We start from the raw sequence: 22,258 nt of genomic DNA, 5'->3' as shown, positions 1-22,258 counted from the left end.
GGGTGTACGGCCCCGGCTGCGCAGCACGGCGGCGATGTGCACCACCATGTCGGCGCTCGCGGCGACCTCGATGGTCAGCGTCCCCTCCGGCGCCGAGCCGTTCTCCGCCGCGCCCTGCGCCCTCACCCGCACCGACGCCCACCACTCCGAGGGCCTGGACACCTGGAACGCCGCCTACCCGCGCCCGACCCGGAGCCTGGACGCGGTGATGGTGTTCCTGTCCTTTCCCGACTCCCACCCGCTGACCACGCCCGGCGAACTCGCCGCCGACCACTTCCCGGCCACCAGCGACTTCTTCCGGCAGGCGTCCTACGGCAGGTTCACGCTGCGCCCGCACGCACTGAGCCGGTGGATCCGCATGCCGCGCCCCTCCACCGCGTACGCCATACAGCGCGACTGGACGGTGGCCCACCGCGCGGCCTATCTGCGCGACGCGCTCGCCGTGACCGACCGGCACGTCGACTTCTCGCGCTACGACGTCGTGTACTTCGTCGCCGACCCGGACGCGCCGGGCGTGGACTCCGACGCCACGAAGGTCGTCAACCTGGACACGCCGCTGCGCGCCGACGACACCGACATCCGCCGGGTCGTCACCGTGTTCGAGAACCACCCTCCGGACCGGCTGGTCCTCGCGCACGAGACCGGGCACGTCTTCGACCTGCCGGACCTCTACCACCGGCCCGTGGACGGCAAGGGCGACTGGGACACGCATGTCGGCGACTGGGACCTGATGGGCAGTCAGTTCGCGCTGGCGCCCGATCTCTTCGGCTGGCACAAGTGGAAGCTGGGCTGGCTGGAGCCGCGGCAGGTGCGGTGCGTGCAGGAGGCGGGGCCGGTGCGGCTGACGCTGGAGCCGCTGGCGGCGGGGCCGGGGACGCCGGTGACGGGTGCCGCCGGGGCGCCGTCCTTCGGGCTGGGCCGCGGGACGAAGCTGGCGGTCGTGCGCACCGGACCCGACAGCGTGCTCGCCTTCGAGGCGCGCGGCCAGGTCGGCAACGACGCGGCGGCCTGCCGGCAGGGCGTGCTGGTCTACCGGGTGAGCAGCGGCACCCGGTCCGGGCGCGGCCCGGTGGAGGTCGTGGACGCCCATCCGGACACCGAGGCCTGCTGGGAGGACTCGGTCTACCCGCCGCTCGCCGACGCGCCGGTCGCCCTCGGCGAGAGCTTCACGGTGCCCGGGGAGTCGGTCCGGGTGGAGGTGGAGGGGCGGACGACGGCGGGAGCCTGGACGGTGAAGATCACCACCGGGTGAGCGCCAGGGCGTACGAGAAAGGCCCCCGGTTCTCACCGGAGGCCTTCTCGTGTCGTGCGCCGCCAGGGACTCGAACCCCGGACCCGCTGATTAAGAGTCAGCTGCTCTAACCAACTGAGCTAGCGGCGCCTGCTGACGTCGTAGACATTAGCACCACGATCGGCGGGAGGAGAAATCGATATCCGCACGGCCTCCCGGGCCGCCCGCACCGCCGCCCAGAGCAGCACCTCGGGGCCCGGCAGCCAGGGGTGACGGGTGTCGGGGGCGACGAGCCAGCGCGCGGCGGGCGCGGACCCGCCGGTCTCCGTCGGCGCGCCGGCGGAGGACAGGGCGGGGGAAGCAGCCGGGCAAGCGGCGGGGACGGTCACCGCGTCTCCGGTGCCGTGGCACAGCAGCGGCGGGACGCCGCCCGTGCGGCCGGTCCGCTCGCGGTCGCGGCCCTGCCCGGCCCACTCCTCCCACTCCATCAGGGCGGGCAGTCGCTGGGCCGTGCCCGGCGCCGCGAACAGCAGCATCCGGCCGCGGAACTCCGCCACCGGCCCGGAGCCCGGCCCCTCCGCCCACATCCGGTCCAGCATCCGGCGCCCGAAGATCGCGGGCGCGCTCACCACGTCGAAAACCACGCCGCAGGGCAGGACGACCGGGGCGTCCGGGCGCTCGCCCCACAGCGAGAGCGTGCTGCGCGGATACGTTCCGGCCGAGGCGAGCCAGGCGGCGCCGTCCGGGGTGACACCGCTGACGTCGGAGGCATTCCGTGTGCTGCTCATGACCCACAGGTCTACCCGCGGTGAGGGAACGATTCCGCTGAGTTGCGCAAAATGGGGACACGAGGGCCGAGAAGGGGGTACCTTGCCCGCCCGGCATATGCCATGCCCGTTCGGGCGGGTGCGCGGGCCGCCGGTCTACACCGGGTCGACGTGCCCCGGACCCTCGCCGCCGCGCATCAGGTCCCGGCCGAACTCGACCATCTTCTTCGCGTAGTCCTCGGTCCACTCGGCACGCTCGGCGATGTCCGCCGTGGTGAGCCGGTCGAAGCGGCGGGGGTCGGCCAGCTGGGCCGCGGCCATCGCCTGGAACTCCACCGCCCGGTCCGCCGCGGCACGGAACGCGAGCGTCAGCTCGGTCGCCCGCTCGAGCAGCGCACGGGGATCCTCGATCGACTCCAGGTCGAAGAAGTGCTCGGGGTCCGAGGCCGCTTCCGCGGGCTCGAACAGCAGGGGCGCGGGGCGTAGCCGCGGCTGGTCCCGGCGCGGCGTGTGCTCCGCCATGTGCGTCTCCTTCTCGTACGTCACGATCGGCCTTCACCCGCGAGCGGGGGAACCCAGGGAGGTGGGCCACCGTCCATTGTCCCGCGCCCGCGCAAGAGGGCCTCCGGCCGGAGTCCGGCAGGAGGCCCGCTGCGTCCGCGGTACGGCCGTCGCGCCCGGCGCGGGCGTCAGACCTGCACGATCGGCTCCCGGGTGAACAGCGCGCCCAGTTCCGGTGCGTTCACCCGGCGGTCGGTCAGCCGCAGGCACTCCCAGGCCGTGACCTGGTTGGCGGTGAGCACCGGCTTGCCCAGCTCCTTCTCCAGGGCGGCGATGTGGGCGACGGTGTGCAGGGCCGTGTCCGGCAGCAGCAGCGCGTCGGCGTCCGGGGTGTCGGCCGCGCGGGCCAGCGCGAACAGCTCCGCCTCGCCCCAGGTGCCGACCTCCGCCGCGGTGACGATCCCGGAGCTGCGCACCCCGGTCACCTCCGCCCCGCCGGCCCGCAGGAACCCGGCGAAGAGCTGGGCCACGTCGTCCGGATAGGTCGCGCCGACGGCGACCCGCCGCGCCTCGACCTCCCGCACCGCGTGCACGAAGGCGAAGGACGTCGACGACGCGGGCATGCCGGCCGCCCGCGCCAGCTCGCGCACCTGCTCGTGGGCGCCGTCCCAGCCGTGCACGAAGCTGCCGCTGGTGCAGGCCCACACCACCGCCTCGGCGCCCGAGAGCCGCAGCTGCTCCAGGCCGGCCGCCAGCCGTGCGGGCGAGCCCATCTCCAGCAGGGCGTCGACCCGGTGCGCGTCCTCACCGATGTCGGTGTGCACCAGGTCCACCCGGACATCGCTGCCCAGCAACTGCTCGATGCGCGGATAGTCGTCCTCGGCGGAGTGTCCCGGGTAGAGGAATCCCAGTGCGGTCATGTCCAGCCTTCCTGCTGCTTCTCTTCCGGCACGTCCGGCAGTACGGCACCGGACGCCTGACCCGGCAGCGCCGTCCCGGCGCGCGCCGACGCGTCGATCAGTGCCTGGTACGGCCCCACCGCCCGGGTACCCAGTCGGCGCAGCGCAGCCCACACGGTCACCTGGTTGGCCGAGATGACCGGGATGCGCAGTTCCGCCTCCAGTTGGGGGATGACGTCGTAGGTCGGCAGGTTGGTGCAGGAGAGGAAGAGCGCGTCCGCCGCGCCGAGCCGGCCGCGCGCCGCCGCCCGCCTGGCCATGTCCACCACCTCCCGGTAGGTGACCTTCCAGATGTGCCGGGTCAGGCCCATGTACGCGCACCCGGTGACCGTGACCCCGGCCAGCGCGACATAGCCCTCCAGCACCCGGGTCACCGACACGGTGTACGGCGTGACCAGCGCCAGCCGGCGCACGTCCAGCTCCACCAGCGCCTCCAGGAGTGCCCCGGAGGTGGTGATCGCCGGCACCGCGCCGGCCCGGCTCATCGCCTCGCACATCGCGCGCTCCCCCACGACACCGCCGACGAAGCTGCCCGACGTGCAGGCGTAGGCGACGACCTCGGGCGCCACCGTGGTGAGGGTGCGCACCGCGTCGCCGAGGGTGGCGTGCTCGCTGACCAGCCGGGCGAGGTCGAGGCTCACCTCCACCGGCACGTACGGGGTGCGGGTCAGATGCAGGGAGACCTCGTCGGGCACCCAGCGCCACAGCTCGCGGTCCAGCGCGAAGTCGAAGGGGGCGACGACACCGACACCGCGCTGCGGGCCCGGGCCGCCGAGGGAGGAGACGTCCATGTCAGCACCGGCCTCACGGTGGGAGACGAGCACACAACGGATCGCGGGAACGCCCGTGTTGACGACGGTAGGTTCGGGTGCGAGCGTGGTCAATCCGCACATCCCAGACGTCTGCACCTTGTGTGTGCCGGACCCCGGCCGTGCCGGAGAAACGGCAGCTCATGACCCTGCCCACGCTGCTCGTACTGGACGCCGACCCGCCGCCCCGCCTCGGCCGGCTCACCGGCCGGGTCCGGGTCGAGCACGCGGACGCCTCGACGCTCGCCGGCCGTCTGCCGTCCGCGGACGTGCTGCTGGTGTGGGACTTCACCTCGCACGCGGTGCGCGAGGCGTGGCCCGGCGAGGGGCCGCGGCCGCGCTGGGTGCACACCGCGAGCGCGGGCGTCGACCATCTGCTCTGTCCGGAACTGGCCGCCTCCGACACCGTGGTGACCAATGCGCGCGGCGTCTTCGACCAGCCGATCGCCGAGTACGTCGCGGCCCTCGTCCTGGCGTTCGCCAAGGACCTGCCGCGGACGCTGGAGCTGCAGCGGGAGCGCACCTGGCGGCACCGCGAGTCGCGCCGGCTCGCCGGGACGCGCGCCTGTGTGGTGGGCTCCGGGCCGATCGGCCGGGCGATCGTCCGCACGCTCGACGCGCTCGGCGTGACGACCGCGCTGGTCGGGCGGGCCGCGGGGGACGGCGTGCACGGCCCCGAGGACCTGGACCGGCTGCTCGCCCGCGCGGACTGGGTGGTCGCCGCCGCGCCGCTGACCGATGGGACGCGCGGCATGTTCGACGCCCACCGGTTCGCGGTGATGCAGCCGTCGGCGTACTTCGTGAACGTCGGCCGGGGGCAGCTGGTCGTGGAGGAGGCGCTGGTCCGGGCGCTGCGCGAGCGGGTGATCGCGGGGGCCGCGCTGGACGTCTTCGCGTCCGAGCCGCTGCCCGGCGACAGCCCGCTCTGGGAGGAGCCGGGGCTGGTCGTGTCGCCGCACATGAGCGGGGACACGGTGGGCTGGCGGGACGAACTCGGCGCGCAGTTCGTGGAGTTGTTCGAGCTGTGGGAGGCGGGCCGGCCGCTGGTGAACGTGGTCGACAAGCAGCGCGGGTATGTACCCGGTCACTGACGTTCCTGGGAGGTCGCATGTCCGAGCTCACCGCGCTGACCGCCGTACGCCTCGTCGAGGGCTACCGCAAGGGCGAGTTCTCCCCCGTGGAGGTGACCCGGGCGGCGCTGGAGCGGGCCGAGGCGGTCCAGCCGGAGGTGAACGCGTTCGTGCGGCTGCTCGCCGAGGACGCGCTCGGTCGGGCGGCCGCGTCCGAGGAGCGGTGGCGGCGGGGCGAGCCGTGCGGGCTGCTGGACGGGGTGCCGGTGACGGTGAAGGACATCCTGCTGCTGCGCGGCGCCCCGACCCTGAAGGGTTCGCTGACGATCGACGCGGCGGGCCGCTGGGACGAGGACGCGCCGTCGGTGGCCCGGCTGCGGGAGCACGGCGCGGTCTTCCTCGGCAAGACGACGACTCCCGAGTTCGGCTGGAAGGGCGTGACGGACTCGCCGCTCAGCGGCGTCACGCGCAACCCGTACGACCGCTCCCGCACCGCGGGCGGGTCCAGCGGCGGCGCGGCGGCGGCCGTGGCGCTGGGCGCGGGACCACTGGCCCTGGGGACGGACGGCGGGGGCAGTGTCCGCATCCCGGCGGCGTTCTGCGGGATCTTCGGGCTGAAGCCGACGTACGGGAGGGTGCCGCTGTATCCGGCGAGCGCGTTCGGCACGCTGGCGCACGTCGGTCCGATGACCCGGGACGCGGCGGACGCGGCGCTGCTGATGGACGTGATCGGCGTGCCCGACTCCCGTGACTGGTCGGCGCTCGCACCGGCTCCGGGTTCGTTCGCGGACGGGATCGCGGGCGGGGTGCGCGGGCTGCGGGTGGCGTACTCGCCGTCGCTGGGCGGGCAGGTGGCGGTGCGGCCGGAGGTGGCGGCGGCGGTGCGGCGGGCGGTGGAGCGGCTGGCCGCGCTCGGCGCGTACGTCGAGGAGACCGATCCGGATCTCGCCGACCCGGTGGAGGCCTTCCACACCCTGTGGTTCGCCGGTGCCGCGCGGGTGACCCAGCACCTCACCCGTGACCAGCGGGAACGACTGGATCCCGGGCTGCGGGAGATCCGCGCCGAGGGTGCCCGGCGCTCGGCGCTGGACTATCTGGCCGCGGTGGACGTCCGGGTGGACCTGGGCCGTCGCATGGGCCGCTTCCACGACGCCTACGACCTGCTGGTCACGCCGACCCTGCCGGTCACGGCGTTCGAGGCGGGCGCGGAGGTGCCGAAGGGGTCGGGGCACCGGCGCTGGACCGGCTGGACGCCGTTCACCTACCCCTTCAACATGACCCAGCAGCCCGCCGCGACCGTCCCCGTCGGCACCGACGCCGACGGGCTGCCCGTCGGTCTGCAGCTGGTGGCCGCCCGGCACCGGGACGCGCTGGTCCTGCGAGCGGCCCACGCGCTGTACGAGGCGGGAGCGACCGCGGGCGTCAGGCCCGCCGGAAGCTGAGGGTCTCCCCGGCCGCTCCCGTGCGCCACAGGTCGTTGCAGCCCTCGGCCATCGCGTCGAGCCCGTCCACCACCTGGCCCCAGACGATGCCGGGGACCCAGCCGACGTCGCCGTTGAGGAGGAGGTTGTTGCGCTCGTAGAAGAGCGCCAGGTCGACGACGGTGGTGCCGGGGCGGACCTCACGGTCGTAGCCGTACGCCCCGGTGCCCAGTTCGGTGCCCGCGAAGGAGAAATAGCACAGGTCACCCGGAATGGGCGTGACCGTCGGATTCTCCAGTGGTGGCTCGGATTCCGCGAACGGCGGGAACAGGGCATAGATCTCGTTACGCGCGTATTTGGCGTGGTAGACGTCACCGGACAGCGGGAGGGATTTCCAGACGGCTTCGCAGGTGATCGGCGCCCGGTCGTCGAGGAGTCGGGCCGTGCAGGTGATTCCGCGTTTGACCAGCGTGATCTCGAGATATCGCTCTGCCATGTTCTCCATCGTCCCGCGCCGGTCAAGACCGCCCGACCGCCGAACGGGGCCGAATCTGGCCGGAATAACTCGCATCCGTTCGGGTAGCCGCGCCGCCATGGCTCCACCACTACAACCACTGAGACGACTCCGGGAAACCTCCGGGCCCTCTCGCCGGTCGCTGCTCGCGGGGGTCGCGGCGCTCGGCGCACTGGGTGCCGCGGGGTGCTCGCGCGTGCCGACCGCCTCCACCGCGGACGGCGGTGACCTGCTGGACCGGCTCAAGGCGGCGGGCGTCGTCCGCCTGGGCATCGCCGGTGAGATTCCCTTCGGTTACATCGACAGGAACGGCGAGCTGACCGGCGAGGCGCCGGAGCTGGCCAAGGTCATCTTCAAGCGGCTCGGGGTGGACCGGGTGCAGCCCGTGCCCACCGAGTTCGGTTCCCTGATCCCGGGGCTGAACTCGCAGCAGTTCGACGTCGTGGCGGCCGGGATGTACGTCAACCCGGAGCGCTGCGAGCAGGTCATCTTCTCCGACCCCGATTACCAGATGCTCGACTCGTTCATCGTGCGCAAGGGCAATCCGCTGGGGCTGCGCGACTACCGGGACGTCGTCGAGAAGAAGGCGAAGTTCGCCACCGGCACCGGGTACGCGGAGATCGCGTACGCCGTCGAGGCCGGCTACAAGGAGAGCGACATACTGATCGTCCCGGACCAGGTCGCCGGCCTGAACGCCGTCGAGGCCGGACGGGTCGACGTCTTCGCCGGTACCGCGCTCACCACCCGCGAGGTGGTGAAGAAGTCGGCGAAGGCCGAGGTCACGGAGCCGTTCAAGCCGATCGTCGACGGCAAGCCGCACGTGGACGGCGGCGCCTTCGCCTTCCGGCCGACCGAGACCGGGTTGCGGGACGCCTTCAACGTCGAGCTGCACAAGCTCAAGGAGAGCGGCGAGCTGCTCCGCATCCTCAAGCCCTTCGGTTTCACCGAGGCGGAGATGACGGATCTGACCGCGAAGGAGTTGTGCGGCGGATGACATCGGGACTCTGGGAACTCGTACTGAGCGGCGTCTGGGTCACGATCCAGCTGCTCGTCCTCAGCGCGCTGCTGGCGGCGGCGGTGTCGTTCGTGGTCGGTGTCGCACGCACCCACCGGCTGTGGGTCGTCCGCTTCCTCGCGGGCGTCTACACCGAGGTGTTCCGCGGGACCTCGGCACTGGTGATGATCTTCTGGGTGTTCTTCGTGCTGCCGCCGGCCTTCGGCTGGCAGCTCGTGCCGCTGTGGGCGGGCACCCTGGCGCTGGGGCTGACCTACGGGGCGTACGGCTCGGAGATCGTGCGCGGCGCGCTCGCCGCGGTCGACCCGGCCCAGCGTGAGGGCGGTATCGCGCTCAGCTTCACCCCGTGGCAGCGGATGAAGCTGATCCTGCTGCCGCAGGCGGTGCCGGAGATGATCCCGCCGTTCTCCAACCTGCTGATCGAGCTGCTCAAGGGCACCGCCCTGGTGTCGATCATGGGCATGGGCGACCTGGCGTTCAGCGGCAACCTGGTGCGCCTCGCGCTGCAGGAGAGCGCGGAGATCTACACGTACGTCCTGCTGATCTACTTCGTGATCGCCTTCCTGCTGACCCGGCTCATGCGCGGGCTGGAGAAGAAGCTGAAGGCCGGGGTCGGCAAGGCGCCGCGGAAGAAGCCGGCCACCGTGCGGGTACCCGAGGGAAGTGGTGTCTCGTGAAGTGGGACTGGAGCGCGGTCTCCGATTTCATGCCGCACTTCTGGGACGGGCTGATCGTCACACTCCAGGCGCTCGTCCTCGGCTCGGCGATCTCGTTCGTGCTGGGGCTGGTGTGGGCGCTGCTGATGCGGGTGCCCACGCGCTGGGTGACCTGGCCGGTCGGCGCGCTGACGGAGTTCATCCGCAACACCCCGCTGCTGGTGCAGCTGTTCTTCCTCTTCTACGTGCTGCCCGAGTGGGGTGTGACCTTCTCGGCGCTGACCACCGGCGTCTTCGCGATCGGGCTGCACTACTCGACGTACACGATGCAGGTCTACCGCGCCGGTATCGAGGCCGTGCCGGTGGGCCAGTGGGAGGCGGCGACGGCGCTGAACCTGCCGCTGCGCCGGACGTGGACCGTGGTGATCCTGCCGCAGGCCGTGCGCCGGGTGGTGCCCGCGCTCGGCAACTACGTCATCTCGATGCTGAAGGACACCCCGATGCTGATGGCGATCACCGTGCTGGAGATGCTCGGCGAGGCACGGCTCTTCGCCCAGCAGAACTTCCAGTTCACCGAGCCCCTGACGGTGATCGGCTTCGCCTTCATCGTCATCTCCTACCTGGCCTCCCTTGCCCTGCGAGCCCTGGAGCGACGCCTTGTCCACTGAAATGCACCCCACCGACAGCAAGCCCGACCCGCGCCGGAGCACCGGTGAGCTGATCCGCCTCGAGCAGGTCACCAAGCGGTTCGGCGACCACACGGTCCTGGACCACCTGGACTTCTCCGTGGACGCCGGCAAGCACGTCACGCTGATCGGGCCGTCCGGTTCGGGCAAGACCACGATCCTGCGGCTGCTGATGACGCTGCTGAAGCCGGACGAGGGCACCATCACCGTCGACGGCGATCAGCTCTTCCCCGCGCCGGAGAAGCAGGTCCGCGAGGTCCGCAAGAAGATCGGGATGGTGTTCCAGCAGTTCAACCTGTTCCCGAACATGACGGTGCTGAGGAACATCACCGAGGCGCCGGTCACCGTGCTCGGCATGTCCAAGGACGCCGCCGAGGAGCGGGCGCGGGAGCTGCTGGAGCTGGTCGGGCTGACCGAGCACATGCACAAGCACCCCTCGCAGCTGTCCGGCGGGCAGCAGCAACGGGTGGCGATCGCCCGGGCGCTGGCGATGCGGCCGCAGGTGCTGCTGCTGGACGAGGTGACCTCGGCGCTGGACCCGGAGCTGGTCGCGGGCGTGCTCGACGTGCTGCGGGACATCGCCCGGTCCACCGACATCACCATGCTCTGCGTGACGCACGAGATGAACTTCGCCCGGGACATCTCCGACCAGGTGCTGATGTTCGACTCGGGCCGGATCATCGAGTCGGGTTCGCCGGAGAAGATCTTCAGCGAGCCGGAGCACGACCGCACGCGGGAATTCCTCAGCGCGGTCCTGTGACCACGCCGGTGTGAGACCGGCAACGCCCGAGGTCCCCGCCTTGGGTCATCCCTCTGGCATGTGCCAGAAGGTCGGCGCCGCAGTTCGGAGGGGCCGCGATCTCGTCAACAGCCGCTTCCCGAAAGGTCTTTGACCGCTATCGTGGAAGGGATTCGCTGACCGGATTGCGGCCCCAAGAGCGAGCGCAGGGGGAAACCGTGGCGCTGAGGCACGAGCCGAACGCGTCGTACCACTCGGTCCAGGACTCGCTGCGCGTCCTGGAGACGGTGGCACGGCACACCACAGGAGTCACCGAAACGGAAATCGCCCGCGAGACCGGCCTGCGCACGGAGCGACTGACCACGCTCCTGCGGATGCTGCGCCGCGAGGCCTACGTCGAGCAGATCGCCGACGGCACCTACGCCACCGGGGCGGCGTTCACGCGCCTGGGATCGGCACACGGACACGAGGGGGCGCTGCGCGAACAGCTCCAGCAGATCCTGGACCGGCTCCGCGACTCCGTGGGCGCCGCCGTCTACATCAGCCGCTACGAGGACGGAGAGGTCAAGGTCACCCAGTACGCCGACAGCCCGGCCACACCGAAGGTGAACGAGTGGGTGGACTTCCGCTGCTCGGCGCACGCCACCGCGGTCGGCAAGAGCCTGCTCACCCAGCTCGACCACGACGGCCGGCGCGACCACCTGGCCCGGCACAAGATGGCCCGGCTCACCTCGCGCACGATCACCAGTGACAAGCTGCTGCTCTCCCGGCTGGCGTCCCAGCCGCCGACGGTGCCGGTCCTGGACCTCCAGGAGTACGCGATCGGCACGGTCTGCGCGGCCGTCCCGATCACGGCCGGCTCCTCGGTCGGCTGCCTGGCCCTGTCACTGCCGGTCGAGCACGCCCACCGGCTGCGCCGGGCCGCGGACACCCTCAACCGCAACGCGGCACCGGTGCTGCTGTCGCTGACGATCTAGACGCCCGGAGGGCTCCCGACCACCGCCGACGGGTGCGCACGGTGCTCCCGCCGGCGGTGGTCGGGAGCACCCCCGCACACCGGGTAGTATTTTCTCCGTCGCCGACCGCGGAAGCGGACGGCGGGAGTCATGCGCCGCTAGCTCAGTTGGTTAGAGCAGCTGACTCTTAATCAGCGGGTCCGGGGTTCGAGTCCCTGGCGGCGCACCTGGAAGGGCCTCTCGTGGGAGCGAGAGGCCCTTTGTCGTGCCCGGGGTCCGGCGGGCCGGTCCCCGGGAGTCCTCAGAACGTGACGTCCGAGCAGGCGTAGAACGCGTTGCCGGTGTCGTGGACCGTCCAGACCGCGAGGATGACGTGGTGGCCGCTGAGGCCGGACGGCAGGCGACCGCTGTGCGAGAGGGTCTGTGGCGGGCGCTGGCCGTTGTAGGGCACCGTCAGGAACGGGGTCAGGTTGAGGTCGGACCGGGCCAGGTTGTGGTTCTGGTTCCAGCCCGGCTTGGTGACGTAGTACTTGAAGTCGGTGGTGGCGTGCATGGCCGTGAACTGCCACCGGAAGGTGTAGTCCTGGCCGCCGGTGACCCGGGTGGTGGGCCAGGCGCCGCCCGACGGGGTCCGCGGGCTGTCGAGCTGGGCGAACCGGGTGTTGTTGGCCGAGCAGAGCTGACCGTCGGCGGGACCGGAGGCGGGGAAGCCCTTCGGCCCCTCGACGCTCTGCGGCTCCCACTGGATGGCGCCGCAGTTGGTCACCGTGCCGTTCTGGCAGAGCTTCTGCCGGCTGACCGGCAGGTCGGTGTAGCCGTGGCCGCTGGCACCACCGGAGGAGAGCACGAGGGCTCCGGTCGTGGCCAGCCCCACGGCGGCTGCGTACATCTTGGTCCGTGTGCGCATGCTGCCGCTCCTGGTGAACGTGGGGAGTTTCAGTGAGCCGTGCAGGTAGGTCTAGACCAAGTCTGAGATTATGGCCGCGGATTGAACATGTCCATACCAATCGCAGGACTGTTCGCGGAACGCTTCGAGGCACGGGACGGCGCCGTCACGGCCCCGGCTCGGCCCGTCCCGCGCAGAACGCCACCGTGAGGTCCTTCACCAGCACCTTGCGTTCGTAGTCGTCCAGCTCCACCAGGCCCCGCGTCGTCAGGCGGGTCACCGTGTCCTCCACCGAATCCACCACCGAGCCGAGCACACTCGCCCGGTGCTGCGCGTCCAGCGCCGCGATCCTGCGCCGATGCATCGCGGCGGCCACCTCCGGCGCGTACTCCACCCGCACCGGCCGCACCGCGAACACCTCCACCCCCACCGGCGCGGTGTCGGCCGCCACCAGCCGGGTCAGCGCGTCCTGCGCCGCCTCCGTCGTCTCCCGCCCCGCGCCCGGCGCCGCCATCGGCACCCGCAGCAGCGCCGCCTCCACGCACGCCCGCAGATACGCCTCGTGATCCTCCACGGCGAGCGTCGCCCGCGCGGTGTCCCGCACCCGCCAGACCACCAGCACCGCCACCCGCAGGGCCACTCCGCCGCGGTCGGCCGCCTGCATCGGCTCGCCGCGCCAGTGCCGCAGCCGCACGTCGACCCGGCGGCGCAGCAGCAGCGGGTTCACCCACAGCAGCCCGGTGCGCCGGACGGTCCCCCGGTAGCGGCCGAACAGGCCGAGCACCCAGGCCCGCCCGGTCCGCCCGCGGGCCAGCCCGCAGAACCCGAACAGTCCGAGGGCCCCGGCCGCCGCGTACGCCGCCCACTGCGCGGGACCTGGCCCGCCGGTGCCCGTCCGTGCCACCAGGCCGAGCGCCTCGCTCGCGGCCGGCGGCAGCACGCCCGCCCACCACGAGGTGGCCAGGCAGCCGGCGGCCCCGCACGCCCCGGCGAGCAGCCCCGCGGCCCCGGGCAGCACCCGGGCCGGCCGTTCCACCAGATCGGGGTCGATCCGGGGCACGGCGGGACGCCACTCGCGCGCGGCGCCGGCCCCCGCGCCCGGCCCGTCCCGGCGGCCCGCGCCCGGCCGGCGGGTGACGACCGCCGGGCGCAGCCGCACCGCCGCGGGGCCGGGATCGTCACGGAACAGCAGGTGAACGGGGATCTCGGTGGTGGACTCGGTGTGGATGAGCCGCACCGGACGAGCGGCCGCCGCACCGTCCGCGGGCCCTCCGGGCTCCGGGACGTGTTCGGGGGTGTGGGACGTCGTCGTGGTCATGCGTGCCTCCAGCCTCCGCGCCAGATGCGTCACATCGGGGGACGTGGGCGCCCGGAAGGGCCTGGCGCCCGGATGGGGCGTGGCCGGGGTGGGCCACGCGTCTGGGTGGGGTCAGGAGAAGAGCCGCCGCCAGGTCTCCGGGCCCGGACAGCCGTCGGCCGCGCCGCCCCGCCAGCCCTGGGCACGCTGGAACGCCTCCACGTTGCGGCGGTCCGCCTCGCTCCAGCGCGGTCCCGGCCCCGTCGTGTAGTACCGGCCGAAGCCCTTCTTCACCAGCTGCCTGCCGAGCCGGGTCACGTGGTCGTTGACGGCTCCGGGACGGAACGGCGCCCGGCCCGGATAGCCCGGCACCCCGTGGGACGACGGGCCGGAGGCACCGCCCGGCGAGCCCGCCGGCAGGCCCGGCGAGTGGCCCGCCGGCAGGCCCGACGAGTGACCGGCCGGCAGGCTCGGCGAGTGGCCCGACGGCAGGCCCGGCAAGGTGGAAGCGGAAGCTCCGTTTGGGATGTTCCGGCCCGTTCCCGTCACCAGCAGCTCCCACGTCAGCGGCCCCGGCAGCCCGTCCGCGGCCGCCCCGCGCCACCCCTGCGCCTCCTGGAACGCCCGGGTCGCCCTGCGGTGGGCGTCCGTCCAGCGCGGGCCCGGCGGTGCGGCGAAGAAGCGCCCGGCACCCCGGCGGACGAGCATCCGGCCGAGTTCGGCGACGTACCTGTTGTGCGCGCCGGGGCCGAAATAGGCCACTCCGGGGAACGGCGTACGGGCCGGTACGGCATCCGTCGCCGGGCCGGCTCCGCCGCCCGCCGTACCGTCGGTCACCCCCAGATAGCGGTACGGCACATAGCGCGCGGAGTTGCTCCAGTAGGCGTACGGAGTGGTCGCGCGACGGGTGTGCGGGCGGGTCTGCTCGTAGGCCACGTAGTGCGTGCGCGCGGAGTTCGTCCAGCCGCCGAAAAGGACGACGTGGGATCCGTTGTGGGGGTCGGACGCATTGTGGAACAGCAGCATGTCGCCCGGCTGGAGTTCGTCCTTGGTGATGCGCTCCGCGTACTTTCCGAGACTTCCGGTCCATTCGTTTCCGGGCAGCTTCCAGGCCATCGACACATAGCCCGAACAGTCCTGCCGATAACCGTCGGACCAGTACGACCTCACGCTGTACGGAACCCTCTGCGCGACCCAGCTCCGGGCCCGCTCGATGATGTCGGCGCGGCTGATCAGCGGCGCCCTCGCGGGGCTCGCGGGCGGGGCCGCCTGCCCGCCGGGACCGTGCAGCGGCGCCTTCTTCCCCTGCGGCGTCCCGGGCCCGTCACCTGCGGGAACGCCGGGATCGGCGGGGTGCCGGGCGTGGGGGGCGGCGACCGCGGGGACGGCGGGCGCGATGATCGCCGCGGTGGTCAGCGCGGCCACCACGGCGGCGGTGCGGCGCGCCGCCGGATGACCCGGGAAGCGGCCCGCCGCGGAATGCGGCAGCACGCGCCGCCAATGCGCGCAGCCGGGGCAGTCGCAGTCCGCCGCCGGATCGAATTCCTCGAATACCGGAGACTCCATGCGATTCCCCTCACATTTCCGGTCCGTTCCTCCGCGCCTGTGCACGACGGCCAGTTTCGCAACTGTCTTCCCGGTGCGCATGCTGACGGTCCGAATGATGTAAAGGCGGCGGTCGGCGGCGGCCCGCCCGTGCGGCCCCGGCCGCCGGGGGTCCGGGGCACCCTCCGGGGGCCTGTAGAGTTGTGCCGTCAGCGCGCGCCGCTAGCTCAGTTGGTTAGAGCAGCTGACTCTTAATCAGCGGGTCCGGGGTTCGAGTCCCTGGCGGCGCACCGACAGGACGGGCTCCTCGTGCACACGAGGAGCCCGTCGCTTTTTGGCCGGATTCCCTCTCGCGCCCATTGAGCGCAACCCTCTCGCCCCCCGTATGGAACAGTGGCCCCTCCGGTCCCCCTCAGTGGTCACAATGGGCACATATGACCGGTGAACACCGTGTTTCGCATCTTGCGATCATGATGCGCACCGTAGAACCTGGGTTTTTCAAGTAGCTGCCGTTTCGCGGCTGTTGGGGGGTAAGGGACCGGTTGCCACGGTGCGGGACGTCTTGGGGGATCCCGTCCTTGAAGTGATGCCGAGGGGGGCATCCTGCAACCGGAGGAGCGCTGCACCGTGTCTATAAGGTGTGGGTGACGTGGTGACAGCGGTCAACCATTGACACGTCCGTGAAGGTCGAGGGGAACCGGCCCCGGGCGGAAGGAAGCGACGAAACACGCGGCGACCACCGCGTGTGGGGGGATGACTCATGACCTCGACGCCGACGGGCGCCCGGAGGGACGACGACCCGTCCCAGACCACTCAGCTCAGGGTGCCCTCCCATCGGAACTGGAACACGGGAGCGTTCCGGCGGATCAAGAAGACGCTGCCGAGATACGACTACGAGCACTACAGCAGGCTCGCCGGTCCCCTCACCCAGCCCGACCCGAACAAGCCGTACCGGGTGCAGTACCGCTCGCTGATATCGCAGGAGCCGCACCGCATCCGCATCGCGCTGATGCTGGCCGCCGCCCCCGTGCTGTCGCTGGTGCTGCTGGTGTGGCTGCTCCAGCCGTCGCACTGGACCGAGCGTGACTACCCGGCGTTCGCGTGGCTGCCGGCCCTCGACGTCGTGATGCTCGTCTCGATCGGGCTGATCGAGTTCTTCCGCTGCATGAACGTGCTGTCGAACGCCCACGCCACGCTCGTCGCCCGCGACCCGGTCCCGGTGGTGCCCGAGACCGGCACCAAGGTCGCCTTCCTCACCTCCTTCGTGCCCGGCAAGGAGCCGCTGGAGATGGTGACGAAGACGCTGGAGGCGGCGGTGAGGATCCGCCACCGGGGCCTGATGCACGTCTGGCTGCTCGACGAGGGCGACGACCCGGAGGTGAAGGAGGTCTGCGCGCGCCTCGGAGTGCGCCACTTCTCCCGCAAGGGTGTCGCCAAGTGGAACCAGGCCAAGGGCCCGCACCGCGCGAAGACCAAGCACGGCAACTACAACGCCTGGCTGGACGCGCACGGCGACGACTACGACTTCTTCGCCTCCGTCGACACCGACCACGTGCCGCTGCCCAACTACCTGGAGCGGATGCTCGGCTTCTTCCGCGACCCGGACGTCGGCTTCGTCATCGGCCCGCAGGTGTACGGCAACTACGACAACTTCGTCACCAAGGCGGCCGAGTCCCAGCAGTTCCTCTTCCACGCGCTGATCCAGCGCGCCGGGAACCGCTACGGCTCGCCGATGTTCGTGGGCACCTCCAACGCGGTGCGCATCAAGGCGCTCAAGCAGATCGGCGGCCTGTACGACTCGATCACCGAGGACATGGCGACCGGCTTCGAGATGCACCGCGCCAAGAACCCGGCGACGGGCCGGAAGTGGCGCTCGGTCTACACCCCGGACGTCCTCGCGGTCGGTGAGGGACCCAACGCCTGGACCGACTTCTTCACCCAGCAGATGCGCTGGTCGCGCGGTACGTACGAGACGATCCTCAAGCAGTACTGGAAGGGCTGGTACTCGCTGCCGCCGAGCAAGCTCTTCAACTACACGATGATGATCATCTTCTATCCGATGTCGGCGCTGAACTGGATCCTGGCGGCGCTCAGTTGTGCGCTGTTCCTGGGCGCGGGCGCCTCGGGTGTGAACATCGACCCGGTGGTCTGGCTGATGCTCTACGGCAACGCCTCCGCGCTGCAGATCGGCCTGTACGTGTGGAACCGCCGGCACAACGTCTCGCCGCACGAGCCGGAGGGCTCCGGCGGTGTCGCCGGCATGGTGATGTCCGCGCTGTCGGCGCCGCTCTACGCGAAGGCGCTGATCGACTCGGTGCTGCGCAGGAAGAGCAAGTTCGTCGTCACCCCGAAGGGTGACTCGGCCAGCCCGGACACCTGGTTCGGGACGTTCCGCTACCACTGGTACTTCATCCTGATCTTCGCCGGCTCCATCGCCGCGGGCGTCGTCCAGGGCAACGCCCACCCGGCGATGGTGATCTGGGCGACCTTCGCCCTGCTGATCACCGCCGCACCGATGTTCGCCTGGCGGCACGGCATGCGGCAGGACCGGCGGAAGCCGGGCGCGCACGCCGCCGGTGGCCGGCCGCCGGCACCGGCACCGGCACCGGCACCGGCGCAGGAGACGCCGACGCAGCAGTTGCCGCGGATGCCGCAGCAGCAGCACTACGCGCCGCACCCGCCGCAGGACCGGCCCGGCTGGGCCGCCTCGTACGGAGGGCCCGCGGGCACCGGGGGTGGCGCCCCCGTGGACGACCAGACCATGCAGATCGCCCTTGGTGGACTTGGGGGACGTAAGGAATGAAGGACCGTGCAGGCCGCCGTCGCGCCCGTCGGCTCGCGATAGGCACGGCGGTGGTACTCGCGCTGGCCGGAATGAACGGGCCGTGGCTGTACCGCTTCGGCTCCGAGCAGTACCACCAGTACAAGATCGACCAGCCCGAGTACAAAGCCGCCAACGGCAAGTGGGAGATCGTCGAGTTCCCGGAGGAGTACCGGCAGAACACCATCCACGCGGCGCTGCTGCGCACCGGCAAGGTGCTGCTGGTCGCCGGGTCGGGCAACAACCAGGACAACTTCGACGCGAAGAAGTACGACACCCGGATCTGGGACCCGGTCAACGGGACCATCAAGAAGGTGCCGACGCCGACCGACCTGTTCTGCACCGGTCACACCCAGCTGGCCAACGGCAACCTGCTGATCGCGGGTGGCACCAAGCGGTACGAGAAGCTCAAGGGCGATGTGAAGAAGGCCGGCGGCCTGATGCTCGTCCACAACGAGAACCCGGACGAGCCGATCACCCTGCCCGCCGGGACGAAGTTCACCGGCAAGGAGAACGGCAAGACGTTCGTCTCCAAGGACCCGGTGCTCGTCCCGCGCGCCAAGAAGAACTTCGACGAGGAGACCGGCGAGTTCCTGGGCAACACGCCGGGCGTCGGGCGTATCTACGTCGAGGCGCAGCGGGAGGGCGCGAAGTACGAGACCGGCACGCAGGACAACTACCGGGTGCAGGGCCTCACCGGCCTCGACGCCCGCAACACGTACGGCATCGCGGAGAAGCTCGCCCTGGACAAGAAGGACTTCCAGGGGATCCGCGACGCGTACGAGTTCGATCCGGTCGCCGAGAAGTACATCAAGGTCGACCCGATGAAGGAGGCCCGCTGGTATCCGACGCTCACCACGCTGAGCGACGGCAGGATCCTCAGCGTCTCCGGGCTGGACGACATCGGCCAGCTTGTCCCGGGCAAGAACGAGATCTACGACCCGGAGACCAAGGAGTGGGCCTACACCGACAAGGTCCGCCAGTTCCCGACGTATCCGGCGCTGTTCCTGATGCAGAACGGCAAGGTCTTCTACTCGGGTTCGAACGCGGGCTACGGGCCGGACGACGTGGGACGTGAGCCGGGCGTCTGGGACGTGGAGACCAACACGTTCACCAAGGTGCCCGGGCTGAGCGACCCGGACATGATGGAGACGTCCGGGACGGTGCTGCTGCCGCCCGCGCAGGACGAGAAGTACATGGTGATCGGCGGCGGCGGGGTCGGCGAGTCCCGGCTGTCCAGCGAGAAGACCCGGATCGTGGATCTCAAGGCGGACGACCCGAAGTTCGTGGACGGCCCGTCGCTGGAGAAGGGCACCCGCTACCCGCAGGCGTCGATCCTGCCCAACGACGACGTGCTGGTCTCCGGCGGCTCGGAGGACTACCGCGGCCGCAGCGATTCCAACATCCTCCAGGCGCGGATCTACGACACGGAGACGAACACGTTCAAGCGGGTCGCCGATCCGCTGGTGGGCCGCAACTACCACTCGGGGTCGATCCTGCTGCCCGACGGCCGGGTGATGTTCTTCGGCTCCGACTCGCTCTACGCGGACAAGGCCAACACCAAGCCGGGCGAGTTCGAGCAGCGCATCGAGATCTACACCCCGCCCTACCTGTACGGCGACAACGAGCAGCCCGACCTGTCGGGCGGGCCGAAGACCATCGCGCGCGGTGAGTCCGGCACGTTCACCTCGAAGGACGCCGCGTCGGTGAAGAGCGTGCGGCTGATCCGGCCGAGCGCCTCGACCCATGTCACCGATGTCGACCAGCGGTCCGTCGCGCTGGACTTCACGGCGGACGGCGACCGGCTCACGGTGACGGTGCCGGACAACAAGAACCTGGTGCAGTCGGGCTGGTACATGCTGTTCGTCAACGACGGCGACGGCACGCCCAGCAAGGCCCAGTGGGTCAAGGTGCCGTAGCGGCACCTCGGTCGGCGTCCAAGGGCGCGGGAGCGACGCGGCGGGCCGCGTCGCTCCCGCGCCCCGGCGCGTTCAGCCCCGGGCCAGGTCCAGGGCGTACTTCGGCCACCACTCGCCGGCCTTGGGGCCGCCCTTGCACTCGCCGTCCGACTCGCCGGGCCGCTTCACCCACAGGTAGGCGTCGACCAGCGGGTCCGCGGTCTTCACCGTCGGGGTCTCGCCGAGCGCGCGGCCGGGCGGGTTGCACCAGCGTTCGTCCGCGTCGCCGCCGGTGTAGGGGCCGTTTCCGTTGCGGCTGGTGTCGATGACGAAGTGCTTGCCGCCGACCTTGGCGGACAGCTCCTTGCCGTAGGCGATGGAGTCCTCGGTGGAGTAGAAGTTCGACACGTTCACCGCGAAGCCGTCGGCGCGGTCGATGCCCGCCCGCTTCAACGGGTCGAAGATCTGGTCCGGGTTGCCCCAGCCGGCGTTGCCCGCGTCCAGGTACACCTTGGTGTTCTTCAGGCCCTTGAGCGTGGCGACGGCGCCCTGGAGGAGGTCGTAGCGTTCCTCGTGGAACTGCTGCGGGGTGCAGCCGTCCACGAGGTGCAGCACCGCGTCGGGCTCCAGGATGACCGTGGCCGGGCGGTCGCCGATGCCCCGGGCGACCGCGTCGACGAAGGCGCGGTAGGCGTTGCCGTCGGCGGCGCCGCCCTGCGAGTACTGGCCGCAGTCGCGGTGCGGGATGTTGTAGAGGACGAGCAGCGCGGTGCGGCCCACCTCGTCGGCGGCCTCGGTGAAGCCGCGCGCCTGTTCCTCGGCGTTCTCCGGGCTGATCCACTCGGCCACCGGCTGTTCGGCGATCCTGCGGATCCGGTCGGCCTCCTTCTTCCTGCCGTCCTCGGTCAGTTCGGCGACCTTCCGCGCGGCCACGCCGTCGGGGTTGACCCAGTACGGGTCGGCCTCCTTCGGCTGCTGTGTGATCGCCGCGCCCCCCTTGTCCCCCTTGTCGTCGCCGTCGGAGGAGCACCCTGTGAGCAGCAGTGCCGCCCCCAGCACCACTGCCGACGTCCGCCCCCCGGCGAACGCCCCGACCCCCCTGGTGCCGTACATCCAACCCCCCTTGGGTGTACCTGGTCCATGTGCTTCGAGCCTCAATCCTGACATACGTCCCGGTACGCCCACGAGGCCGAGCGTGCCTTGTCCGCGAGCCGTTACAGCCCACGCGGCCGGTCGGACGTCGCCGGCCCCGCACCCGCCGCCGACCACCCCCACCTGCAATGATCACCAACCGCTACCGTGCGGCAACTTGGCGTCAATCACCCCTGCGCCCGGCCCGTCCGTCCCTCTAGAGTCGTGCCACCGACCCCGGCCGGGCCCGTTCCGGCCGGTGCTCGTGCGCGCCCTGGGCCATCGCGGCCTCCCGCGCGGTCTGCCGGGTCACTCCCGCGGCCCGTGCCCGCGCGGTCGAGGACCAGCCCGGTCGGCGGCCTCCGGGGAGCGGGGCGCCGACCGGGCCGGGCGTGCTCCTTCCGCGGGTTGGTCAGGGGCCGGGTGCGGCCTCTCCTCGGGCCTGTCAGGGTCCGGTTCCGGTCAGATGCGCCGAGACGACGACGTCGGCCGTGCAGCCGCCGCCCGCCGGGCCGGTGCTCACCGCGCAGGCCACCAGCCGGAGTTCGGCCCGCGCCGGGCGCTGCACCGCTTCGGCTCCGACGCGGTGCACGCCGGCCCCGGCCTCGCTGTCCGGCGTGGCGACGTCGACGCGCTCCACGGTGAACTCGGCGACCGTGCCGTCCGCGCGGGCCACGCGGATCTCCGCGCCGGGCCGCAGCGTGCTCACCCGGTGGAGGACGGCGGGCCCGGCGCCGCTGCCGGTGTGTCCCGCCAGCAGCGCGGTGCCGGGCGTCCCGGGGGCCGCTCCGTCCGCGTACCAGCCGACCTCGTCCGGCCGGCCGGACGGCGGCGCCGGTGGACGCGGGACGCCACGGCCGTCCGGGCGGAGGGCAACCACCGGTGCCCGCACGCCGAGGCCGGGGATGTCGAGGCGCAGCGGTGCCGCGGCGCCCAACGGGCCGGTGGCGGCGGGCCGTTCGGTCCTGGGCGGCCGCCCGGCCGCCGCCATGTCACCGGTGGTCGCCTCCGACGCCCCGGTCGACACCTCGCCCGGACCGCGCCCCCACAGCCACAGGGCGAGCAGCAGCACCACCCAGGCCACGCCGGCGAGCAGCCGCCCGCGCCCGGACGAACCGTGCTCCGCGCACTCCTCGTACTCCTGGTGCTTTTCGTACTCCTGAGGCTTTCCGTACTCCTGATGCTTTCCGTACTCCTGATGCTTTCCGTACTCCTGATGCTTCTCGCACGCGTGGCGCTTCTCGTACTCCCGGTGCTCCTCGCACTCGTGGTGCTTCTCGCACTCGTGGTGCTTCTCGTACTCCTGCTGCTCCTCGCATCCGTCGCGCACCATGGTCAGCTCGCACGGAGAGTGAG

General features: G+C 71.5%; 20 protein-coding genes and 3 tRNA genes. 12 read left to right on the top strand and 11 right to left on the bottom strand.

Features of this window, described 5'->3' with window-relative positions; translation table 11 throughout:
- Positions 1 to 34 precede the first annotated feature (34 nt).
- On the top strand, positions 35 to 1,252 hold the full coding sequence (locus FGW31_RS21915; RefSeq protein WP_161175554.1) for a M6 family metalloprotease domain-containing protein: 1,218 nt from the start codon (positions 35 to 37) through the stop codon (positions 1,250 to 1,252).
- Positions 1,253 to 1,307: 55 nt separating this feature from the next.
- Here the strand turns inward: FGW31_RS21915 and FGW31_RS21910 are convergent.
- From FGW31_RS21910 to FGW31_RS21890, 5 genes are all read right to left on the bottom strand, one after another.
- Positions 1,308 to 1,381 (bottom strand) — tRNA-Lys (locus FGW31_RS21910).
- Entirely contained in the window at positions 1,372 to 2,019 is a 648-nt protein-coding gene (locus tag FGW31_RS21905; protein ID WP_142195165.1) for a bifunctional DNA primase/polymerase, read from the bottom strand. The genes FGW31_RS21910 and FGW31_RS21905 overlap by 10 nt, the downstream gene beginning before the upstream one ends.
- 135 nt (positions 2,020 to 2,154) lie before the next feature.
- The gene (locus tag FGW31_RS21900) at positions 2,155 to 2,520 is read right to left on the bottom strand and encodes a hypothetical protein (protein WP_142195164.1); all 366 of its coding nucleotides are present in this window, start codon (positions 2,518 to 2,520) and stop codon (positions 2,155 to 2,157) included.
- Between the two features lie 167 nt (positions 2,521 to 2,687).
- Positions 2,688 to 3,419, bottom strand: a complete 732-nt coding sequence (locus FGW31_RS21895) for a maleate cis-trans isomerase family protein (RefSeq protein WP_142195163.1) — start codon at positions 3,417 to 3,419, stop codon at positions 2,688 to 2,690.
- Entirely contained in the window at positions 3,416 to 4,249 is an 834-nt protein-coding gene (locus tag FGW31_RS21890) for a maleate cis-trans isomerase family protein (protein ID WP_142195185.1), read from the bottom strand. Before FGW31_RS21890 ends, FGW31_RS21895 begins: the two co-directional genes overlap by 4 nt.
- Positions 4,250 to 4,410: 161 nt before the next feature.
- On the opposite strand from FGW31_RS21890, the gene FGW31_RS21885 reads away from it, so the two are divergent.
- Positions 4,411 to 5,358: a D-2-hydroxyacid dehydrogenase gene (locus tag FGW31_RS21885; RefSeq protein WP_142195162.1), complete on the top strand. Its 948-nt coding sequence runs from the start codon at positions 4,411 to 4,413 to the stop codon at positions 5,356 to 5,358.
- A gap of 17 nt (positions 5,359 to 5,375) precedes the next feature.
- A complete protein-coding gene (locus tag FGW31_RS21880; protein ID WP_142195161.1) occupies positions 5,376 to 6,779 on the top strand; it encodes an amidase in 1,404 nt (467 codons plus the stop codon).
- Here FGW31_RS21880 and FGW31_RS21875 read toward each other — a convergent pair.
- Positions 6,760 to 7,254 (bottom strand): DUF3830 family protein, encoded by a 495-nt coding sequence (locus FGW31_RS21875; protein ID WP_167530082.1) that lies wholly within the window; start codon positions 7,252 to 7,254, stop codon positions 6,760 to 6,762. The two genes, FGW31_RS21880 and FGW31_RS21875, sit on opposite strands and share 20 nt — an antisense overlap.
- Positions 7,255 to 7,351: 97 nt before the next feature.
- Here FGW31_RS21875 and ehuB point away from each other — a divergent pair, with 97 nt between their 5' ends.
- The 6 genes from ehuB to FGW31_RS21845 all read left to right on the top strand — a co-directional run bounded on the left by ehuB (position 7,352) and on the right by FGW31_RS21845 (position 11,550).
- Complete coding sequence (ehuB, locus tag FGW31_RS21870; RefSeq protein WP_142195159.1) at positions 7,352 to 8,266, top strand: ectoine/hydroxyectoine ABC transporter substrate-binding protein EhuB; 915 nt, start codon at positions 7,352 to 7,354, stop codon at positions 8,264 to 8,266.
- Positions 8,263 to 8,964 carry an ectoine/hydroxyectoine ABC transporter permease subunit EhuC gene (gene ehuC / locus FGW31_RS21865; RefSeq protein ID WP_142195158.1) on the top strand — a complete coding sequence of 234 codons (702 nt, stop codon included), beginning with the start codon at positions 8,263 to 8,265 and terminating at the stop codon, positions 8,962 to 8,964. The genes ehuB and ehuC overlap by 4 nt, the downstream gene beginning before the upstream one ends.
- Positions 8,961 to 9,611, top strand: a complete 651-nt coding sequence (ehuD, locus tag FGW31_RS21860) for an ectoine/hydroxyectoine ABC transporter permease subunit EhuD (RefSeq protein ID WP_142195157.1) — start codon at positions 8,961 to 8,963, stop codon at positions 9,609 to 9,611. Before ehuC ends, ehuD begins: the two co-directional genes overlap by 4 nt.
- A 1-nt stretch (position 9,612) precedes the next feature.
- A complete protein-coding gene (ehuA, locus tag FGW31_RS21855; RefSeq protein WP_142195184.1) occupies positions 9,613 to 10,389 on the top strand; it encodes an ectoine/hydroxyectoine ABC transporter ATP-binding protein EhuA in 777 nt (258 codons plus the stop codon).
- A 197-nt stretch (positions 10,390 to 10,586) separates the two neighbouring features.
- On the top strand, positions 10,587 to 11,345 hold the full coding sequence (locus FGW31_RS21850; protein ID WP_142195156.1) for an IclR family transcriptional regulator: 759 nt from the start codon (positions 10,587 to 10,589) through the stop codon (positions 11,343 to 11,345).
- A 131-nt stretch (positions 11,346 to 11,476) separates the two neighbouring features.
- Positions 11,477 to 11,550: transfer RNA gene (locus FGW31_RS21845), tRNA-Lys, on the top strand.
- Between the two features lie 75 nt (positions 11,551 to 11,625).
- Here the strand turns inward: FGW31_RS21845 and FGW31_RS21840 are convergent.
- The 3 genes from FGW31_RS21840 to FGW31_RS21830 all read right to left on the bottom strand — a co-directional run bounded on the left by FGW31_RS21840 (position 11,626) and on the right by FGW31_RS21830 (position 15,073).
- Positions 11,626 to 12,231, bottom strand: coding sequence for a lytic polysaccharide monooxygenase auxiliary activity family 9 protein (locus FGW31_RS21840; RefSeq protein ID WP_142195155.1), 606 nt, complete (start codon positions 12,229 to 12,231; stop codon positions 11,626 to 11,628).
- Between the two features lie 145 nt (positions 12,232 to 12,376).
- Positions 12,377 to 13,528, bottom strand: a complete 1,152-nt coding sequence (locus tag FGW31_RS21835; RefSeq protein WP_142195154.1) for an SPFH domain-containing protein — start codon at positions 13,526 to 13,528, stop codon at positions 12,377 to 12,379.
- A 111-nt stretch (positions 13,529 to 13,639) separates the two neighbouring features.
- Positions 13,640 to 15,073: a peptidoglycan-binding protein gene (locus FGW31_RS21830; RefSeq protein ID WP_142195153.1), complete on the bottom strand. Its 1,434-nt coding sequence runs from the start codon at positions 15,071 to 15,073 to the stop codon at positions 13,640 to 13,642.
- 195 nt (positions 15,074 to 15,268) lie between these two features.
- Here FGW31_RS21830 and FGW31_RS21825 point away from each other — a divergent pair.
- The 3 genes from FGW31_RS21825 to glxA all read left to right on the top strand — a co-directional run bounded on the left by FGW31_RS21825 (position 15,269) and on the right by glxA (position 19,792).
- Positions 15,269 to 15,342 (top strand) — tRNA-Lys (locus FGW31_RS21825).
- A 470-nt stretch (positions 15,343 to 15,812) separates the two neighbouring features.
- The gene (locus tag FGW31_RS21820) at positions 15,813 to 17,855 is read left to right on the top strand and encodes a glycosyltransferase family 2 protein (protein WP_142195152.1); all 2,043 of its coding nucleotides are present in this window, start codon (positions 15,813 to 15,815) and stop codon (positions 17,853 to 17,855) included.
- Positions 17,852 to 19,792: a radical copper oxidase GlxA gene (gene glxA / locus FGW31_RS21815; RefSeq protein ID WP_142195151.1), complete on the top strand. Its 1,941-nt coding sequence runs from the start codon at positions 17,852 to 17,854 to the stop codon at positions 19,790 to 19,792. The genes FGW31_RS21820 and glxA overlap by 4 nt, the downstream gene beginning before the upstream one ends.
- 72 nt (positions 19,793 to 19,864) lie before the next feature.
- Here glxA and FGW31_RS21810 read toward each other — a convergent pair whose 3' ends face one another.
- Positions 19,865 to 20,884, bottom strand: coding sequence for a glycoside hydrolase family 6 protein (locus FGW31_RS21810; RefSeq protein ID WP_142195150.1), 1,020 nt, complete (start codon positions 20,882 to 20,884; stop codon positions 19,865 to 19,867).
- A gap of 463 nt (positions 20,885 to 21,347) precedes the next feature.
- On the bottom strand, positions 21,348 to 22,235 hold the full coding sequence (locus FGW31_RS21805; protein ID WP_142195149.1) for a sortase domain-containing protein: 888 nt from the start codon (positions 22,233 to 22,235) through the stop codon (positions 21,348 to 21,350).
- Between the last annotated feature and the right edge of the window lie 23 nt (positions 22,236 to 22,258).

The sequence above is a fragment of the Streptomyces calvus genome, from assembly GCF_006782915.1.
Taxonomy (GTDB): domain Bacteria; phylum Actinomycetota; class Actinomycetes; order Streptomycetales; family Streptomycetaceae; genus Streptomyces; species Streptomyces calvus.
Note: the sequence above shows the minus strand (reverse complement) of the source record. Positions and strands in the feature narration are given on the sequence as shown.

Excerpts from the sequence above, each read along its gene's own strand:
- FGW31_RS21840 (WP_142195155.1), bottom strand. The coding sequence starts at position 12,231 with ATGCGCACACGGACCAAGATGTACGCAGCCGCCGTGGGGCTGGCCACG.
- FGW31_RS21820 (WP_142195152.1), top strand. The coding sequence starts at position 15,813 with ATGACCTCGACGCCGACGGGCGCCCGGAGGGACGACGACCCGTCCCAG.
- FGW31_RS21880 (WP_142195161.1), top strand. The coding sequence starts at position 5,376 with ATGTCCGAGCTCACCGCGCTGACCGCCGTACGCCTCGTCGAGGGCTAC.
- FGW31_RS21900 (WP_142195164.1), bottom strand. The coding sequence starts at position 2,520 with ATGGCGGAGCACACGCCGCGCCGGGACCAGCCGCGGCTACGCCCCGCG.
- glxA (WP_142195151.1), top strand. The coding sequence starts at position 17,852 with ATGAAGGACCGTGCAGGCCGCCGTCGCGCCCGTCGGCTCGCGATAGGC.
- FGW31_RS21895 (WP_142195163.1), bottom strand. The coding sequence starts at position 3,419 with ATGACCGCACTGGGATTCCTCTACCCGGGACACTCCGCCGAGGACGAC.
- FGW31_RS21810 (WP_142195150.1), bottom strand. The coding sequence starts at position 20,884 with ATGTACGGCACCAGGGGGGTCGGGGCGTTCGCCGGGGGGCGGACGTCG.
- ehuC (WP_142195158.1), top strand. The coding sequence starts at position 8,263 with ATGACATCGGGACTCTGGGAACTCGTACTGAGCGGCGTCTGGGTCACG.
- FGW31_RS21805 (WP_142195149.1), bottom strand. The coding sequence starts at position 22,235 with ATGGTGCGCGACGGATGCGAGGAGCAGCAGGAGTACGAGAAGCACCAC.
- ehuB (WP_142195159.1), top strand. The coding sequence starts at position 7,352 with ATGGCTCCACCACTACAACCACTGAGACGACTCCGGGAAACCTCCGGG.
- FGW31_RS21915 (WP_161175554.1), top strand. The coding sequence starts at position 35 with ATGTGCACCACCATGTCGGCGCTCGCGGCGACCTCGATGGTCAGCGTC.
- FGW31_RS21830 (WP_142195153.1), bottom strand. The coding sequence starts at position 15,073 with ATGGAGTCTCCGGTATTCGAGGAATTCGATCCGGCGGCGGACTGCGAC.
- FGW31_RS21875 (WP_167530082.1), bottom strand. The coding sequence starts at position 7,254 with ATGGCAGAGCGATATCTCGAGATCACGCTGGTCAAACGCGGAATCACC.
- FGW31_RS21905 (WP_142195165.1), bottom strand. The coding sequence starts at position 2,019 with ATGAGCAGCACACGGAATGCCTCCGACGTCAGCGGTGTCACCCCGGAC.
- FGW31_RS21835 (WP_142195154.1), bottom strand. The coding sequence starts at position 13,528 with ATGACCACGACGACGTCCCACACCCCCGAACACGTCCCGGAGCCCGGA.
- FGW31_RS21890 (WP_142195185.1), bottom strand. The coding sequence starts at position 4,249 with ATGGACGTCTCCTCCCTCGGCGGCCCGGGCCCGCAGCGCGGTGTCGGT.
- FGW31_RS21885 (WP_142195162.1), top strand. The coding sequence starts at position 4,411 with ATGACCCTGCCCACGCTGCTCGTACTGGACGCCGACCCGCCGCCCCGC.
- ehuA (WP_142195184.1), top strand. The coding sequence starts at position 9,613 with ATGCACCCCACCGACAGCAAGCCCGACCCGCGCCGGAGCACCGGTGAG.